At 56.8% G+C, this 16,151-nt stretch carries 15 protein-coding genes and 1 pseudogene; 2 read left to right on the top strand and 14 right to left on the bottom strand.

Annotated elements, in window-relative coordinates; translation table 11 throughout:
- Positions 1 to 49: 49 nt before the first annotated feature.
- Both ibpB and ibpA read right to left on the bottom strand, forming a co-directional pair.
- Positions 50 to 478, bottom strand: a complete 429-nt coding sequence (gene ibpB / locus ACE38U_RS16380) for a small heat shock chaperone IbpB (RefSeq protein ID WP_038477623.1) — start codon at positions 476 to 478, stop codon at positions 50 to 52.
- Positions 479 to 593: 115 nt separating this feature from the next.
- Positions 594 to 1,007 carry a small heat shock chaperone IbpA gene (gene ibpA / locus ACE38U_RS16375; RefSeq protein ID WP_038477620.1) on the bottom strand — a complete coding sequence of 138 codons (414 nt, stop codon included), beginning with the start codon at positions 1,005 to 1,007 and terminating at the stop codon, positions 594 to 596.
- A 314-nt stretch (positions 1,008 to 1,321) separates the two neighbouring features.
- On the opposite strand from ibpA, the gene ACE38U_RS16370 reads away from it, so the two are divergent.
- A complete protein-coding gene (locus ACE38U_RS16370; RefSeq protein ID WP_081948186.1) occupies positions 1,322 to 1,654 on the top strand; it encodes a YceK/YidQ family lipoprotein in 333 nt (110 codons plus the stop codon).
- A 5-nt stretch (positions 1,655 to 1,659) separates the two neighbouring features.
- Here ACE38U_RS16370 and ACE38U_RS16365 read toward each other — a convergent pair whose 3' ends face one another.
- A complete protein-coding gene (locus tag ACE38U_RS16365; protein ID WP_375530179.1) occupies positions 1,660 to 2,925 on the bottom strand; it encodes a YidR family protein in 1,266 nt (421 codons plus the stop codon).
- Between the two features lie 45 nt (positions 2,926 to 2,970).
- Positions 2,971 to 3,834, bottom strand: a complete 864-nt coding sequence (locus tag ACE38U_RS16360) for a LysR substrate-binding domain-containing protein (protein ID WP_176981268.1) — start codon at positions 3,832 to 3,834, stop codon at positions 2,971 to 2,973.
- A 130-nt stretch (positions 3,835 to 3,964) separates the two neighbouring features.
- Here ACE38U_RS16360 and ACE38U_RS16355 point away from each other — a divergent pair, with 130 nt between their 5' ends.
- Complete coding sequence (locus ACE38U_RS16355) at positions 3,965 to 5,086, top strand: agmatine deiminase family protein (RefSeq protein ID WP_375530141.1); 1,122 nt, start codon at positions 3,965 to 3,967, stop codon at positions 5,084 to 5,086.
- A gap of 36 nt (positions 5,087 to 5,122) precedes the next feature.
- Here the strand turns inward: ACE38U_RS16355 and ACE38U_RS16350 are convergent.
- The 10 genes and pseudogenes from ACE38U_RS16350 to dnaN all read right to left on the bottom strand — a co-directional run bounded on the left by ACE38U_RS16350 (position 5,123) and on the right by dnaN (position 16,147).
- Positions 5,123 to 6,459: pseudogene (locus tag ACE38U_RS16350) on the bottom strand (MFS transporter).
- A gap of 65 nt (positions 6,460 to 6,524) precedes the next feature.
- On the bottom strand, positions 6,525 to 7,673 hold the full coding sequence (dgoD, locus tag ACE38U_RS16345) for a galactonate dehydratase (RefSeq protein ID WP_038477606.1): 1,149 nt from the start codon (positions 7,671 to 7,673) through the stop codon (positions 6,525 to 6,527).
- The gene (locus ACE38U_RS16340; RefSeq protein WP_375530140.1) at positions 7,670 to 8,287 is read right to left on the bottom strand and encodes a 2-dehydro-3-deoxy-6-phosphogalactonate aldolase; all 618 of its coding nucleotides are present in this window, start codon (positions 8,285 to 8,287) and stop codon (positions 7,670 to 7,672) included. Before ACE38U_RS16340 ends, dgoD begins: the two co-directional genes overlap by 4 nt.
- Entirely contained in the window at positions 8,271 to 9,155 is an 885-nt protein-coding gene (locus ACE38U_RS16335; RefSeq protein WP_038477600.1) for a 2-dehydro-3-deoxygalactonokinase, read from the bottom strand. Before ACE38U_RS16335 ends, ACE38U_RS16340 begins: the two co-directional genes overlap by 17 nt.
- The gene (gene dgoR, locus ACE38U_RS16330) at positions 9,152 to 9,841 is read right to left on the bottom strand and encodes a D-galactonate utilization transcriptional regulator DgoR (RefSeq protein WP_038477597.1); all 690 of its coding nucleotides are present in this window, start codon (positions 9,839 to 9,841) and stop codon (positions 9,152 to 9,154) included. Before dgoR ends, ACE38U_RS16335 begins: the two co-directional genes overlap by 4 nt.
- Before the next feature lie 226 nt (positions 9,842 to 10,067).
- Positions 10,068 to 10,880: a sugar-phosphatase gene (gene yidA / locus ACE38U_RS16325; RefSeq protein WP_038477595.1), complete on the bottom strand. Its 813-nt coding sequence runs from the start codon at positions 10,878 to 10,880 to the stop codon at positions 10,068 to 10,070.
- Positions 10,881 to 11,028: 148 nt separating this feature from the next.
- The gene (locus ACE38U_RS16320) at positions 11,029 to 11,427 is read right to left on the bottom strand and encodes a YidB family protein (protein ID WP_176981273.1); all 399 of its coding nucleotides are present in this window, start codon (positions 11,425 to 11,427) and stop codon (positions 11,029 to 11,031) included.
- Between the two features lie 102 nt (positions 11,428 to 11,529).
- Positions 11,530 to 13,944, bottom strand: coding sequence for a DNA topoisomerase (ATP-hydrolyzing) subunit B (gene gyrB, locus ACE38U_RS16315; protein WP_176981274.1), 2,415 nt, complete (start codon positions 13,942 to 13,944; stop codon positions 11,530 to 11,532).
- Between the two features lie 28 nt (positions 13,945 to 13,972).
- The gene (recF, locus tag ACE38U_RS16310; RefSeq protein ID WP_375530139.1) at positions 13,973 to 15,046 is read right to left on the bottom strand and encodes a DNA replication/repair protein RecF; all 1,074 of its coding nucleotides are present in this window, start codon (positions 15,044 to 15,046) and stop codon (positions 13,973 to 13,975) included.
- Entirely contained in the window at positions 15,047 to 16,147 is a 1,101-nt protein-coding gene (gene dnaN / locus ACE38U_RS16305) for a DNA polymerase III subunit beta (protein ID WP_038477583.1), read from the bottom strand.
- Between the last annotated feature and the right edge of the window lie 4 nt (positions 16,148 to 16,151).

Below are 16,151 nucleotides of genomic sequence, written 5' to 3'. Positions count from 1 at the left end.
ATTAAGGCCCCATTTTCAGGGGCCTTAATACTTAATAAAAGAATCTTAATTAGCTATTAAGCGCGGGGCGTTCGCTAATGGCGATCCGCTGCGGAGCAATTTCTTCTGGGATTTCGCGTACCAGGTCAATATGCAGCAGGCCGTTGGTGAACGTTGCCCCTGAAACCTGCATATGCTCGGCCAGGGTGAAGCTCAGGCTAAACGGCTGAGTCACCAGGCCCTGATGCAGCCAGTTGACCTCTTTTTCCGGTTTAACCGGGGTGCCCTTCACGCTCAGGCGGGTGCCTTCCAGCTCGATATCGAGATCTTCCTGGCGGAAACCGGCCAGCGCCAATGTGATGCGATAATGGTTATCGTCGCTCTTTTCGATGTTATACGGCGGGAAGCTCTGGCTTTCGCTGCTAGACTGGAGCGCGTTCGCTAACTTGTCAAAACCGATCCATTGACGCAGCAGTGGGGATAAATCGTAGTTACGCATAGTGTTTTCTCCTTCTTTGAAGCAAGAAATTACCCTGCCCGCATGCGAACGGGCATGATTGGCTCCCTGACGGCAAGCCAGCTGATGACGGGCCGCGATGTGCGACCCGATAAAATTAGTTAATTTCGATGCGGCGAGGCTTCATCGATTCTGGAATTTCACGCTCCAGCTCGATGTACAGCAGGCCGTTAACCAGGCTTGCACCACGTACGTGGATGTTTTCTGCAAGCTGGAATTTGCGTTCGAAGTTACGCTCAGCAATACCCTGATAGAGATAGGTACGCTCTTGCTGCTCGTCTGCGTGCGCGCCTTTAACAATCAGCAGATTGTCCTGGGCGGTGATATCCAGTTCGCTTTCGGCGAAACCGGCGACGGCAATAGCAATGCGATAGTGGTTTTCATCCACTAATTCAACGTTGTACGGAGGGTAGCCGCCGTTGCTTTGGCTCTGGTTGCTTTCCAGCAGGTTAAACAGGCGGTCAAAACCGATGGCGGAACGGTAGAGCGGAGAAAGATCGAAGTTACGCATATCAAATAGCTCCTGAAATCAGCGAGTAAGATGTAAAAGCCTTCCCTTTGGACAGGCCATGAACCTGAGCACCCAATCGGCGTACTCGTTTTGGTTACCCTACTAAAATGTGGCCCGCTTAAAATTTTTCAAGGCGTCTTACGGCAAATTTTTTGCGTCTGGCGATTTCCTTACATAGACTGGCAAACAGCATAAAAGGTTAAAAATATGCGATAGCCGCCGCAGAGCGGAACGACGGGCATTTTTAAACCACTGGCGGGTGTTATAACTCCGCAGGTGCTGGTACTCCGCCAGCCATTGAAGATGACAGCAAAATGATAATGAGAAACTGGTTTTCAACTCTGGTGCTTAGCAGCGGGCTGTTCTTACTCACAGGCTGCTCCAGTATGATGTCGCACAGCGGGGGCAAAGAAGGTGTCTATCCGGGCACCCGTGCAAGCGCGGCAACGCTTGGCGACGACGAAACAAGCTGGGCCATCAAGCCCCTGGTTGCGCTGGATCTGCCGTTTACCGCCGTGCTGGATACGGTGCTGTTGCCGTGGGATATGTTCCGGAAGGATAACTCGGTGAGATCGCGTGTTGAAGCCAGCGAGAAACAGAATCTGGCCACTAATTCCGTTATCCCACCGGCAGAACTTCCTCATTAAGCGGCTTAAAGCCCGGTTTCCGCGCTCCATAGCTGGCGGAAACCGTCGATCTCCTGCATCCAGGCGACCTGTTTGCCGTCCGGAGAAAAGACGATAGCATCGCCGGAAGGCGCTTCCCCTTCCGCTGCACCTAATGTCGTAATCGCTCCGCTTTGCGCGTCACACAGTACCACGCGTCCCTGCTGCACAAACCCCAGAACCTTCCCTGAAGGATGCCAGTTAAAGGCCGACTGCACGCCGTGTTCTCCGTGGCTGACCTGCCGTGGCTCGCCGCCGTTCGGGGAAAGCGTCCAGAGCTGTACCACGCCGCTGTCATCCCGCATCAGGAAGGCAAGCTGGCTGCCGTCCGGGCTGCTGCGCACCCAATGACGAGGCTGATTCACCAGGCCCGGATAGCGGCGCTCGTGGGTAAAGGTCAGCCTGCGCTGCATCACGCCTTTTGGCGGGGCTGGCAGCGTGGTTTCAGTGCCGCACAGCGGTTCGCTTCCGGCGAGCTGATAAGCCTGCGCTTCGTCAGGCAAATCCACGATAAACAGCTCAGGCACCTTCTCGCCGCTTGTTGAAAGCGTATCGCCGATAAACGCCAGCGCCCAGCGCTGGAGGCTGCCGTCTGGCTTGCGATAACCATGCTCACCGACCCAGCCTTCTTCGTAGGCGCGGTTAATCTCATCGCTGCCGGGCTGCGGCTGCGGCGTTGTGCGACTCACCAGCACGCAATAATGGCTGCCGTCATATTCACGCGGGTGCTGCCTGGGTGGCGTGACGGGCCCAAAAGGCAATGCAATGCCGATGTTGCGCAGATCTAAACGCTCATCAAGCTCGTGCATCACGTGGTCGTTGTAGGTAAAGCTCAGGCGGCTGCCGTCCGGGCTCCAGACGTGAACGTGGCTGCCGCCGCGCAACGCGCCAGGGGTATAAGGCGAGGTAATGTCCATCGCATCAAGATTGCTGGCCTCGCCCTTGTTCACAACCACGCCACGGCGGTGATGGAAGTCATAATGCCAGTCGGCATCCGGGTTTTCCGGGCCGTGGATAAAGACGTAACGATCCGGCTGCTGCGGATTCACGGTCACCACGCCAACGTGGGCCCCTTCAGGCGCGCGATAGACCACTTCGACATCGCCGTTCAGGATATTGACTCGCTCGATGGTTGCGCCGGTGAAAGAAGCGCCCGATGGCCGCACGTCGAAGGCCAGCCACTGGCTGTCCGGCGTCCAGGTGTTAACGTTGGTAAGCTGATGATGACGCGGTGCGAAGGTGAGTTGTTTTATCACGGTTTTGCCCTGAAGCGCTGAGTACGCTTCAGGGTAAAAGAATTAGTCCGGCCTTTCCACTTTGCCCCGCAGCCACGTGCAAAACTGGCGGGTTAGCGGGTCATTTTCGCTGTCACGATGGATAAGCCACGCCCAGTCTGCGCCGCGCACGGTTTGCTCCACCAGCGGGATGAGCTGCTCGTTTGCCCTTTTTCTTTCCGCCAGCAGCTGGCTAACAAGCGCGATACCCAGCCCGTCTGCGGCCGCATCCAGCAACAATCCTGGGTCAGAGAAGTTCAGCCCCTGACTTTGCTGGCCGACGTCCGCACCTCCGGCCACGCTCCAGTGCTCCCAGCTCATCTCACGCTCGCCGTGAAGCGTTGTCCGCAGCTCTTCCGGCACCTTCAGCACATTGGGGTGACAGGCCGGATAAAGTCTATCCTTGTACAACACCTCGAAAATACATTCCGCCTGCTGGCTGACGTCGTCCCGGATAGCCACGTCGATAGTTTCGCCGGCCATATCCGGCGGGTCAAAGCTGGTAAACAGCCACAAATCCGTTTCCGGGTGCTGGCGGTTAAAGTCCGCCAGATTGGGCAGCAGCCAGTGCCTGGCGAAGGCTGGCGTAGCGTTCACGATAAGCTGGTTCGGCTTGCGGTACTGATCGAGGCGGCGGATGCCCACGGCCAGCTGCTGCAGCATAACCTGCGCGGTGCTGTAGAGATCCTGCCCGGCGTCCGTCAGGCTGACGCTGCGCCCGCTGCGAAAGAACAGCGGCTGTTCCAGATAAGCCTCCAGGCTGCGGACCTGCTGGCTGATGGCCGACTGGGTGAGATGCAATTCAGACGCAGCCTGGTGAAAGCTTCCCAGGCGAGCGGCGGCTTCAAACCCGCGCAGGGCATTTAACGGTGGCCAGTGTTTTAACATTTCGATAAGCCAGACTAATCAGATGTCCGCTAAATATATCGTTGGAAGCCGAAATCAGCCAGTGGTGAAATATCTACCTGCCACACTGAGCAGAATTTCTTACGTTAAAACAGCTATACGGGAGTCCGGTATGTCAACACGTCGTGAATTTATTAAATGTGCCTCCGTGCTGGCCGGGATGGGCATGGCGGGCTCTCTGGGGCTGCCGTTATCCGCCCTCGCGGCCGCGAACGCTTGCTGGCGCATGCCGGACGAAGGGGAACAGCAGCAGCGGGCGTTTATCGCGTTTGGCGCTCAGCGAGCCATCTGGAAAGATTTTACCCCCGGCGTGCAGGATGCCCTGGGCCGCATCGCGCACGCTATCGCCGGTTACCAGCCGCTGACAGTTTTTTGCCGCGAACACGAACGCGAGCTGGCGGAGGAAAAATGCGGCAGCCACAACGTGACCTACGTGGTGACCGGGCTGGACGACATCTGGATGCGGGATACCGGCGCGTGCTTTGTCACTTCGCCAGAAGGAAAGCTAGGCGCGGTGGGCTTCAACTTCAACGGCTGGGGCAATAAACAGCGGCACAGCAAGGACACTTTGCTGGCGGCGTTCATGGCAGAAAAATACGGCGCGACGCCGTTTATCCCCAGCGCCCTGGTGGGCGAAGGCGGCGGGATTGAGGTGGACGGACACGGGACCGGCATCATGACCGAAAGCAGCTGGGTCAACGGCAACCGCAATCCGGGCTGGAGCCGCGATCGGGTCGAACAGGAGCTGAAAACGCAGCTCGGCCTGAGAAAAATCATCTGGCTGCCGGGGATTAAAGGGAAAGATATCACCGACGCCCACGTCGATTTTTACGCCCGTTTTGTTGAGCCAGGCGTGGTGATCGCCAACCTGGATCCCGACCCGGATTCCTGGGACCACAAGGTGACCCAGGCACATCTGGAGATCCTCAGGCAGGCAACCGACGCCGGTGGCCGCAGGCTACAGGTTCACAGCGTCACGCCGCCGCAGGAGCCGCGTGAAAGCCGCTTCAGCGAAGAGAACCCGGATTTTGCCGCCGGGTACATCAACTACTTCGTGATCAACGGCGCAATTATCGCCCCGGAGTTTGGCGATGAAGAAACGGATGAGGCGGCGTTTCGCCTGCTGTCGACGCTTTACCCTGGCCGGGAGGTCGTGCAGCTGAACATCGACGCGATTGCCGCCGGAGGCGGGGGCATTCACTGCGTCACTAATCAGTTACCGGCAGTGAAATAACGGAAGGGAGCGCATCCGGCGCTCCCTTTTCTCTAATCAACCGACCCTTTCCACTTTCCCTACCAGCAGGATGTAAGAAAGCGCACCCAGCAGCGCAACCACGGAGATATACACCAGCGCCGGAGCGAAGCCGTAGCTTTGCGCGAGATAGCCAATCACCAGCGGCACGGTGATCCCGCCAAGGCCGCCGACAAAGTTAAACACGCCACCCGTCAGGCCAATCAGGCGCATCGGCGCCAGGGAAGACACCAGCGACCAGGTGATGGACGCAAAGCCGTTGCCGAAGAAGGCTATCGCCATCAGCGTCATGATCCACACCGGATCGTTGGTGTAGTTGGCGCCCATAATGCAGGTAGAAATCAGCAGCCCGCAGATGATGGGCGCTTTACGTGCGATGCCCAGCGAGTAACCTTTGCGAACCAGGCGATCGGCTACCCAGCCCGAGAGCAACACGCCGAAGAACGCCGCCAGGAACGGCACCGTGGTCATAAATCCGGCCTTCAGCGCTGTTATGCCTTTTTCCTGCGTCAGGTAGTTCGGGAACCATGTCAGGAAGAACCACAGGGTAGACGTGACGGCAAATTGCCCGAGGTAAACGCCCACCAGCTTGCGGTGGAACACCAGTTTCCAGTCGGCGGCGCTGAGCGGCTTACGCGCTTTCTTTTCGGCCGGTGCATCGCCGTCCACCAGGCCACCACCTTCGCGGATGTAGTCCAGCTCGGCGGTGTTGATACCTTTGCTTTTACGCGGCGGCTGATAAACCCTGAACCAGATAAACGACCAGATGATGCCGATCCCGCCGGTCACGATAAATACCCAATGCCAGCTTAAAAGCTCCTGAATCCAGATCAGCAGCGGCGTTAAAAACGCCAGGCCAACAAACTGCCCGGAGGTGTAAAACCCTACCGCAGAAGCACGCTCTTGCTCCGGGAACCAGCTCGTCACCATGCGGTTATTGGTCGGGAACGCCGGTGCCTCAAAGATACCGGTGATGGCGCGCAAGCCAATCAGAGACATAAGCCCGGTGGCGAATCCCTGAAACAGCGTGGCGACGGACCAGCCGAAAATAGCAATAAAGTAGGTCAGGCGAGAGCCCACGCGGTCGAGGAACCAGCCGCCCGGGATCTGGCACAGGGTATAAAGCCAGGCAAAGGCCGAGAAGATATAGCCCATTTCCGTTTTGGTGATACCGAACTCGGCCTGAATATGGGCCGACGCGACCGCGAGGTTGGCGCGGTCAACGTAGCAAATCACTACCGTAATAAAGATCATCACCAGCGTTAAATAACGGCGGCGCGTAGGTTTCACCGCAGTTGCAGAAATATCCATGATATTTCGTCTCCAGAATATGGCATGGCGATGCTACTCACCATGCCCTGTTATACAGAGGGTGTTTATAATGTTTTATTTTTTACTGCAGACTTCAGGCGTTATTTATTTACCATTCGGCCACTGAACCGTCGGCATGACGCCATAAAGGATTTCGCCAGTCGGTGACATTTTTACTGCGGGCAATCACCTGCTCTTCGTCAATTTCAACGCCAAGACCCGGCTTCATCAACGGCAGGAAGTAACCGCCGTCCATTTTGAAGTCATCTTTATTTTTCACGAAGTCGAGCAGCTCGGCGCCTTTGTTATAGTGAATGCCCATGCTTTGCTCCTGGAATACCGCATTGCGGGAAACAAAGTCGATGTGCAGGCAGGCCGCGAGCGCAATTGGCCCCAGCGGGCAATGCGGTGCCAGAGAAACATCATAAGCTTCTGCCATTCCGGCAATTTTGTAGCATTCGGTGATACCGCCTGCGTGAGAGAGATCGGGCTGCAGAATGGCAATCCCGCCCGCTTCCAATACGCGTTTAAATTCAAAGCGAGAGAACATGCGTTCCCCGGCCGCAATAGGAATATGGGTTTGTGCGGCCAGCCGAGGATAATATTCTGCCTGTTCAGCCAGAACCGGCTCTTCAATAAACAGAGGGCGATACGGCTCAAGCTCTTTAATTAATACTTTTGCCATCGGGGCGCTAACCCGGCCGTGGAAATCAAGGCCAAACTCAATTTCATTGCCGAAGGTTTCACGAATTTGTGCCACGGTATTCACGGCGGCATCAACGGCGCGGGAATTATCAATAATGCCCATTTCCTCGCAGCCGTTTAATTTAAAAGTATCAAAACCAATTTTGCGTAAGGATTTAATCCCGTCGATCACTTCCGCCGGGCGGTCGCCGCCTACCCAGCTGTAGGCTTTAATTTTATCGCGCACCAGGCCGCCCATCAGCTGCCACACCGGCGCGTTGAGCACCTTACCTTTAATGTCCCACAACGCCTGATCGATCCCGGCAATAGCGCTCATCAGAATCGGGCCGCCACGGTAGAATCCACCGCGATACATCACCTGCCACAGGTCGTTAATACGGGCCGGGTCCTGGCCAATCAGGTATTCACTTAGCTCATGAACCGCCGCCTCAACGCTGCGCGCCCGGCCTTCGATAACCGGCTCACCCCAGCCCACTACGCCCTCGTCAGTCTCAATTTTCAGGAACATCCAGCGCGGCGGTAAACGGTACGTCGTCAGTTTGGTAATTTTCATTGCACGGCCTCTTGATACGCTTTAACAAATGCTTTTGCCCTTTCGCTGGTGCGGCTTACCGGCTGCCCGGCGCGGTATAAATCACTGCCCAACCCGGCGCCGGCACAGCCAGCCTGCAGCCAGACATGCAGGTTTTCCGGCGTGACGCCGCCGACGGCAAATACCGGCACCTCCGGCGGAAGCACGGCTTTCAGCGCCTTGATGTAGTCCGGCCCGAAGGCAGAAGAAGGGAAAATTTTCAGCGTCTGAGCGCCCGCATCCAGCGCGGAGAAAGCCTCGGAGGCCGTCGCACAGCCTGCACAAACCGTCATACCGTTTGCTACGGCGCGGCGTATCACCTCGGGCTGGGTGTTCGGCGTGACCATGAGCTTGCTGCCCATCGCCGCCAGCTCATCCACCTGCTCCGTCTTGAGCACCGTACCCGCCCCGATTAGCGCTTTATCGCCGAACTCCGTGACCATAGAAGCGATGCTTTGCTGCCACTGGGGGGAGTTGAGGGGAATTTCCACCGCGTCAAAACCGGCGTCCAGCAATGCGCTCACGTGCGCCTGAACCTCCAGCGGGGTGATGCCGCGTAAAATCGCGATCAGCGGAAGCTTAGTTTGCCACTGCATTTGCAATACTCCTTATTCCTGCCTGGAAAGCACTGTCGCCATCCACTACCTGGCTGCTAAAGCCGAGCAGGGATAAGGCCGCCTGGTAGCGGGCGCTGAGCGCAGGATTGGCGACAATAGTGACGGGCTGCCCGGTTGAACAGGCGAAGCGGCGCGTCATCGTTGCGGCTTCGCTGCCAATCAGCAGCCCGGAAAGGAAATCGCTAACCTGCTCTCGCGGTAGCTTGCCCAGCACGTGAGCGGCGCGTACTTCAAACAGCTGCGGCAGCAGGTCGCCGCCGTGAACCCCGTGCTCAAGCCCGGCGTTGAACGCCTCGGGGCTGGCCTGTTGTTCTGGCAGGCCGGTGCCAATCAGGGAGTGCTGAAGCAGCAGGTGGTGCAGCTCGCCGGTCAATACGGTGCGGAAATCGAGCACCGCCTGTTCATCGGTCTGCACCCATTTGCAGTGGGTGCCGGGCATAATATAAAGCGGAGCAGGATGCAGTGAGCGGGCACCCAGCAGCTGGGTCTCTTCGCCGCGCATCACATTTTGATTGTCATCGCGTTGCACGCACAGGCCAGGAATGATCCACGCCTGTTCGGCTACCGCCGTCATCTGTTCACTGAAAGTGGCAAAACGAGCAGGGCACGGCAGATATGGGGCAATTTTCCAGCCCGCGTTGCTGCCCACCATCCCTGCCATCAACACCGGCGTGGGCGTCTCTCGCCAGCCTGCAACCACCTCGCTAAACACCGCCTCCGGGGACCTGCCGCCCAGGCGCGTCACGCCTGAAGTACTTTTGCGGCTGTCGATGCACGCTCCGTCCTGATAGAGCCAGGCGCGAAGGTTGGTCGATCCCCAGTCAATGGCGATGTAGCGAGATGTCATGTAATGTCCTTCAGTCGTTTGGTGGAGCTGGCGATCATGGTGAGCGCCGCCTGCTCCGCTGCCGCGCTGTCCTGATGACGGATAGCGTCATACAGCGCTTTATGCTCCTGGAGGGTTTTCGGCATATTGGCCTCATCGCCCATCCAGGTGCGTTCAAAAACGGCCCGCTGCAGGGAGCTGATAGCAATGCTCAGCTGCTGCAGCACCGGGTTATGCACAGACTCCAGCACCGCTTCGTGATAGCGAATATCCGCCTCATTAAACGCGTCGCGGTGCTGGTTATTCGCCACCATGTCGTTCAGGGCGCTTTCTATCCGGGCAAGGTCATTCGAGGTAGCGCGCTCCGCCGCCCAGCGGGCAATGGCGGGTTCAACCAGATTTCGCACTTCGCTCATCGCGGCTATCAGGCGTGGGTCGTAATCATTCGCCAGCACCCATTGCAGCACCTCGGTATCGAGGTAGTTCCACTGGTTTCGGGGCTGAACGAACGCGCCGCGGTAGCGCTTCATTTCAATCAGCCGTTTCGCCATCAGCGAGCGAAACACTTCCCGAATGATGTTGCGCGAAGTTTCAAACTCTTCGCACAAATCGGCTTCTGCCGGCAACGCTGCACCCGGCGCGTATTTTCCGCTAACGATTTGCTGCCCCAGCGTGACGATGATGCGGTCGGTTTTATTGAGGGTCATAACGGGTTCCTTGTGAACAAAGTCTTACCCGCTACTTTACCGCTCCCGCTGAATTTCACCGCATTTTTGAAGTACAAATGTGAGACCAGGTACCGTTTCAATGCGCTCAATGTAGTACAATATATTGTCGTTGTACTACAATGTGGATCACATAATAGGCAATTACTGAATGAAAGGATAAAAAAAACCCCGGCAGAGCCAGGGCAGCAGGAGAGAGAAGAAGGGCTTAATTCAGCACAAACTTCTCGATAGCGTAGGCAACGCCGTCCTCCAGGTTGGATTTGGTGACAAAGTTGCTGACGGCTTTTACTTTGTCGATAGCGTTGTCCATCGCCACGCCCATGCCAGCATATTCCAGCATCGCGATGTCGTTTTCCTGATCGCCGATGGTCATCACTTCTTCAGGCTTAATGCCCAGCTTCTCGGCCAGTGACTTCACGCCGGTGCCTTTGTTGACGCGCTTATCGAGAATTTCCAGGAAGTAAGGCGAGCTTTTCAGCAGCGTGTAGCGTTCAAAAACTTCAGCAGGAATTTTGGCGATGGCCTTGTCGAGGATGGCCGGCTCATCAATCATCATGACCTTCAGGAACTCGCCGTTTTTATCCATGTTTTCCGCTTCGCAGAACATCAGAGGAATGCTGGCGATAAAGGATTCATGCACCGTGTAATAGCTGATATCGCGGTTTGCGGTATACAGCGTGTGGCGATCAAGCGCGTGGAAGTGCGAGCCGACTTCGCGGGACAGATTTTCCAGGTAACGATAGTCGTCATAGCTCAGCGCCGTCTGGGCAACCGTGCTGCCGTCGCTGGCTTTCTGCACCAGCGCGCCGTTGTAGGTGATGCAGTAGTCGCCGGGCTTATCCATATGCAGCTCGCGCAGATAGCTTTCAACGCCAGCAAACGGACGACCGGTACAGATAACGACGTTCACGCCGCGTTCACGTGCCGCCGCAACGGCCTGTTTTACCGCCGGGGAGATGGTGTGGTCTGGCAGCAGCAGCGTGCCATCCATATCAATTGCAATCAGTTTTATGGCCATGGGATCTTCAGAGGTAATGGATTTACCTCATGCTAACGCGATTCCGCTCAAAAAACAGCAGCAAACTCCGGGGAAAAGGGGGATCAGAGGCGGCGGGCAAACTCCTCTTTTAAAAGCCCCGGACATAAAGCCGGGGCCAACAAAAAGGTCAGCTAAAAAGCTTACCTTTCAGTAAGTTAACACCCGCACTGAGCAGGTCATTATGGGCTTCCGGCGTGACTTCGCCGTTTGGCGACAGCGCGTCGATCACCTTCGGCAGGTATTCCGCCAGTAAAGCGGAAGCCGAGCCGGCATCCACGCCCAGTTTTTCCCCCAGCGCCGCAACGGACGGTGAACCCAGCGCCTGGGTTATCTGGTCGCCGCTCAGCGACTGATTTGTCCCGTTGCTGCTCAGCCACGAGGAGACGATTTCGCTTAAGCCCCCCTGGCGCAGCTTGTCCAACAGCGCCTGAATACCGCCCTGCTGTTCTACCCAGCTTAGAATGGCCTGATATTTACCGGCGTCGCCGTTTAACAGCGAGCCCGCAACCTGATCAAAAAGCCCCATGGTGTTTCCCTCTGTGATGTAGAAATTCGACAACGCAAAGTATAGCGCCCATAAAAAAAGCCGTGCTAAAAGCACGGCCTTCTTAATCGCTGACGTTCAATATTAGATATCGATGTTCGCAGCCTTCAGGGCGTTCTCTTCGATAAACGCACGGCGTGGTTCTACCGCATCGCCCATCAGGGTGGTGAACAGCTGGTCTGCAGCAATCGCGTCTTTAACGGTAACGCGCAGCATGCGGCGGCTGTCCGGATCCATGGTGGTTTCCCACAGCTGCTCCGGGTTCATCTCGCCCAGACCTTTATAACGCTGGATAGCCAGGCCACGACGGGACTCTTTCTGCAGCCATTCCAGCGCCTGCTCGAAGCTGGTTACCGGCTGACGACGTTCGCCACGTTCGATAAACGCATCTTCTTCGATCAGGCCACGCAGCTTCTCACCGAGTGAGCAAAGACGGCCGTATTCGCCCCCTTCAACAAACTCTTTTTCCAGCACGTAGTCGGTGTCCACGCCGTGAGTACGCACGCGCACAATCGGCTCAAACACGTTCAGCTCGCTGTTGCGGTGGATAGCGTATTTCCAGGTGCTGCCGTGCTCCTCTTTCTCGTTCAGCGTGGTAGTCAGCGCAGAAATCCACTGCGTCACTTTCGCTTCATCGATCAGGTCAGCCGCCTGCAGCGTTGGGTGATAAACCAGGTTGTTCAGCAGGTTGCGCGGATAACGACGCTCCATGCGGCCAATCATTTTCTGCGCGGTGTTGTACTCGGCCACCAGCTTCTCAAGCGGCTCACCGGCCAGAGCAGGTGCACTTGCGTTGGTATGCAGGGTTGCGCCGTCAAGCGCGATGGAGATCTGATACTGATCCATCGCCTCATCGTCTTTGATGTACTGCTCCTGCTTGCCTTTCTTCACTTTGTACAGCGGCGGCTGCGCAATGTAGATGTGGCCGCGCTCAACGATTTCCGGCATCTGACGGTAGAAGAAGGTCAGCAGCAGGGTGCGGATGTGCGAACCATCCACGTCGGCATCGGTCATGATGATGATGTGGTGATAGCGCAGCTTGTCCGGGTTGTATTCGTCACGGCCGATGCCGCAGCCCAGAGCGGTGATAAGCGTCGCCACTTCCTGAGAGGAGAGCATCTTGTCGAAGCGCGCCTTCTCAACGTTCAGGATTTTCCCTTTCAGCGGCAGGATCGCCTGGTTCTTACGGTTACGCCCCTGTTTTGCAGAGCCGCCCGCAGAGTCCCCTTCCACAAGGTACAGTTCAGACAGCGCCGGGTCGCGTTCCTGGCAGTCCGCCAGCTTGCCCGGCAGGCCAGCAAGATCAAGCGCGCCTTTACGGCGGGTCATTTCACGTGCGCGACGAGCAGCTTCACGAGCACGAGCAGCGTCGATAATTTTGCCGACAACGATTTTCGCATCGCCAGGATGTTCAAGCAGGTATTCGGCCAGCAGTTCGTTCATCTGCTGCTCAACCGCGGATTTCACTTCCGAAGAAACCAGTTTGTCTTTGGTCTGGGAAGAGAACTTCGGATCCGGCACCTTCACGGAAACCACGGCAATCAGGCCTTCACGCGCATCGTCACCGGTGGCGCTGACTTTGGCTTTTTTGCTGTAGCCTTCTTTGTCCATGTAGGCGTTCAGGGTACGGGTCATCGCCGCACGGAAGCCCGCAAGGTGAGTCCCGCCGTCGCGCTGAGGAATGTTGTTGGTGAAGCAGTAGATGTTTTCCTGGAAACCGTCGTTCCACTGCAGCGCCACTTCTACGCCGATACCGTCTTTTTCAGTGCTGAAATAGAACACGTTCGGGTGAATAGGCGTTTTGTTCTTGTTGAGGTACTCAACAAACGCCTTGATGCCGCCTTCGTAGTGGAAGTGATCCTGCTTGCCGTCGCGCTTGTCGTTCAGGCGAATAGACACGCCGGAGTTCAGGAACGAAAGCTCACGCAGGCGCTTAGCCAGGATGTCGTACTCAAATTCCACCACGTTGGTGAAGGTTTCATGGCTCGGCCAGAAACGCACCTGGGTGCCGGTCAGTTCGGTTTCGCCGGTGACCGCCAGCGGAGCCTGCGGCACGCCGTGCACGTAGGTTTGCTGATGAGTTTTGCCTTCGCGGCGAATCAACAGTTCCAGCTTCTGTGACAGGGCGTTAACAACGGAAACGCCTACGCCGTGCAGGCCGCCAGAAACTTTATAGGAGTTATCGTCGAATTTACCGCCGGCGTGCAGTACGGTCATGATAACTTCCGCAGCCGAGACGCCCTCTTCCGGGTGAATGCCGGTTGGAATACCACGGCCGTCATCGGTTACCGAAACGGAGTTATCCGCGTGGATAGTGACCACGATGTCTTTACAGTGGCCCGCGAGCGCTTCGTCGATAGCGTTATCCACGACCTCAAATACCATGTGGTGCAGACCGGTGCCGTCATCCGTATCGCCGATATACATGCCCGGGCGTTTACGTACCGCATCCAGCCCCTTAAGGACTTTGATACTGGAGGAGTCATAAGAATTCGACATCAACGTTTCTCGCTCATTTAATCTTGGGTTAATCCGCTATTTTACCCTGATCCACGGCGAACATCTTTGAATTTTTGTCCGCCATATCCATCACATGTTCGGCGCTGATCGCGCTAACAAAAACCTGTGATTCCGTGGCCTTTAACCGGCTGGCCAACAGGCCGCGCCTGGCATCATCCAGTTCAGAGGCAAAATCATCTATCAGATACAGGCAACGCCGCCCGTTCTGCCGGGTGAGAAACTCACCCTGCGCCAGTCGTAAGGCGCACATCAGTAATTTAAGCTGCCCGCGCGAGAGCGTGTCTTCTACCGGCGCACCGTCGGCGCGAATACGAAAATCCGCTTTATGAGGGCCGTGTGCGGTATAGGTCAGCATCCGGTCGCGTTCGAAATTACGCTCCAGCACTTCGCTGTAGTCGCTCTCTTTCTCCCAGCCGCGCTGGAAGGAAAAGCTCAGAGCGAATTCCGGCAGAAATTGCGCACAGGTATCGGCCATATCTTCCGCAATGGCGGCGCTATAATCGGCGCGCCAGCGGCTGATCTGCTCGGCCAGCGGAATCAGTTCCTGATCCCACGGGCGCAGCTGTGCGTAGCGTGTCACCTGGCGCAGCGCGGCGTTGCGTTGCTTCAGCAGGCGTTTGAGGTTACTCCAGGCAATAAAAAAGCCTGGTTCATTGTGAAAACAGCCCCAATCAAGGAAAGCTCTACGGTATTTGGGGCCGCCGCCGAGCAAAGTAAACCCCTCCGGGGTAATCAGCTGCATCGGCATCATCATCGCCAGGTCGGCGATTTTGTGGCCGTCGCTGCCGTCAATGCGCACTTTGCTGTCGCCGGTGCGGTCTTTGGACAGGCCGATTGAGGTTTCCCTTTCACCGTCCTGCAGCCGCCCGTGCAAAACAAAAGCGTTCTGCTCATGGCGGATCACGCGTTCAATTTTCAGGCTGCGAAAAGCGCGGCCGTGCCCGAGGGTGTAAATCGCCTCAAGCACGCTGGTTTTGCCGCTGCCGTTAGCACCGACCAGAAAATTAAAGCCAGGAGAAAGAGCGAGATCCGCGTTTTCGATGTTGCGAAAGTCTTTAATCAGCAAACGCGTAAGTGACATCTACAGTCTCATTGGCATAACAACATAGGCCGCCGCCTGGCTGGCCGCGTCTTCAATCTGCACGCTGGAAACGGAGTCGGTCAGCAGGATGCGGACGTTCTCACACTTCAGGGCGTTCAGCACGTCCAGCACATAGCTGACATTGAAGCCGATTTCCATCTCGGTACCGTCGTAGGAAACGTCCAGAATTTCTTCTGCTTCTTCCTGCTCCGGGTTGTTTGCCGTGATTTTCAGCTGGTTTGCGCTGACGAACAGGCGCACGCCACGGAATTTCTCGTTCGACAAAATAGCCGCCCGGGCAAACGCCTGTTTCAGCAGGTCACAGCCTGCATCGAGGTGTTTATCCGGGTTCTTCGGCAGCACGCGACGATAGTCCGGGAAGCGGCCGTCCACCAGTTTAGAGGTGAAGATGAAGTCACCGACGTGAGCGCGAATGTTATTGCTGCCAATCTGCACGCGCAGCGGGGTTTCTCCGCCGTCGAGCATACGCATCAGCTCAATCACGCCTTTACGCGGCACGATGACCGAATGATTTGGCAAAGGCTGCCCAACCGGCATCGAACAGACCGCCAGGCGGTGGCCGTCCGTTGCGACGGTACGCAGGTCTTCACCTTCGGTTTCGAACAGCATGCCGTTCAGGTAATAGCGAACGTCCTGATGCGCCATCGAGAACTGCGTGGCTTCTATCAGGCGCTTCATGGTCGCCTGCGGCAGGGTAAATTCTACCTCGCTCTGCCAGTCGTCCAGGTTAGGGAAGTCCGCCGCCGGCAGCGTGGAAAGCGAAAAGCGGCTACGCCCGGAGCGCACCAGCATGCGGTCGCCCTCCAGCTGTACCGCAATTTCAGCCCCTTCCGGCAGGCCACGGCAGATATCGAAGAATTTACGTGCCGGTACGGTCGTTGCCCCAGGTTCATGAGGCTGTACCAGCGCCACGCGCGCCACCATCTCCATTTCCAGATCGGTACCGGTTAAAGAGAGTGCACCTTCAGCCACCTGCAGCAGCAGGTTGCCCAGGATAGGCAGGGTCGGGCGGCCTCCGAGGGGGCCACTTACCTGCTGTAGCGGTTTTAATAAATGTTCACGTTCAACGGTAAATTTCATAGCG

Origin of the sequence: Cedecea selenatireducens, assembly GCF_042138895.1 — a bacterium.
GTDB classification, from domain to species: Bacteria; Pseudomonadota; Gammaproteobacteria; order Enterobacterales; family Enterobacteriaceae; genus Cedecea; species Cedecea selenatireducens.
The sequence above is the reverse complement of the archived record's forward strand: the minus strand, read 5'-3'. Positions and strand labels throughout refer to the sequence as shown.

What these genes read in the sequence shown, in the direction of transcription:
- ibpB (WP_038477623.1), bottom strand. Translation starts at nt 478, where the DNA reads ATGCGTAACTACGATTTATCCCCACTGCTGCGTCAATGGATCGGTTTT.
- ibpA (WP_038477620.1), bottom strand. Translation starts at nt 1,007, where the DNA reads ATGCGTAACTTCGATCTTTCTCCGCTCTACCGTTCCGCCATCGGTTTT.
- ACE38U_RS16370 (WP_081948186.1), top strand. Translation starts at nt 1,322, where the DNA reads ATGATAATGAGAAACTGGTTTTCAACTCTGGTGCTTAGCAGCGGGCTG.
- ACE38U_RS16360 (WP_176981268.1), bottom strand. Translation starts at nt 3,834, where the DNA reads ATGTTAAAACACTGGCCACCGTTAAATGCCCTGCGCGGGTTTGAAGCC.
- ACE38U_RS16355 (WP_375530141.1), top strand. Translation starts at nt 3,965, where the DNA reads ATGTCAACACGTCGTGAATTTATTAAATGTGCCTCCGTGCTGGCCGGG.
- dgoD (WP_038477606.1), bottom strand. Translation starts at nt 7,673, where the DNA reads ATGAAAATTACCAAACTGACGACGTACCGTTTACCGCCGCGCTGGATG.
- ACE38U_RS16340 (WP_375530140.1), bottom strand. Translation starts at nt 8,287, where the DNA reads ATGCAGTGGCAAACTAAGCTTCCGCTGATCGCGATTTTACGCGGCATC.
- ACE38U_RS16335 (WP_038477600.1), bottom strand. Translation starts at nt 9,155, where the DNA reads ATGACATCTCGCTACATCGCCATTGACTGGGGATCGACCAACCTTCGC.
- dgoR (WP_038477597.1), bottom strand. Translation starts at nt 9,841, where the DNA reads ATGACCCTCAATAAAACCGACCGCATCATCGTCACGCTGGGGCAGCAA.
- yidA (WP_038477595.1), bottom strand. Translation starts at nt 10,880, where the DNA reads ATGGCCATAAAACTGATTGCAATTGATATGGATGGCACGCTGCTGCTG.
- ACE38U_RS16320 (WP_176981273.1), bottom strand. Translation starts at nt 11,427, where the DNA reads ATGGGGCTTTTTGATCAGGTTGCGGGCTCGCTGTTAAACGGCGACGCC.
- gyrB (WP_176981274.1), bottom strand. Translation starts at nt 13,944, where the DNA reads ATGTCGAATTCTTATGACTCCTCCAGTATCAAAGTCCTTAAGGGGCTG.
- recF (WP_375530139.1), bottom strand. Translation starts at nt 15,046, where the DNA reads ATGTCACTTACGCGTTTGCTGATTAAAGACTTTCGCAACATCGAAAAC.
- dnaN (WP_038477583.1), bottom strand. Translation starts at nt 16,147, where the DNA reads ATGAAATTTACCGTTGAACGTGAACATTTATTAAAACCGCTACAGCAG.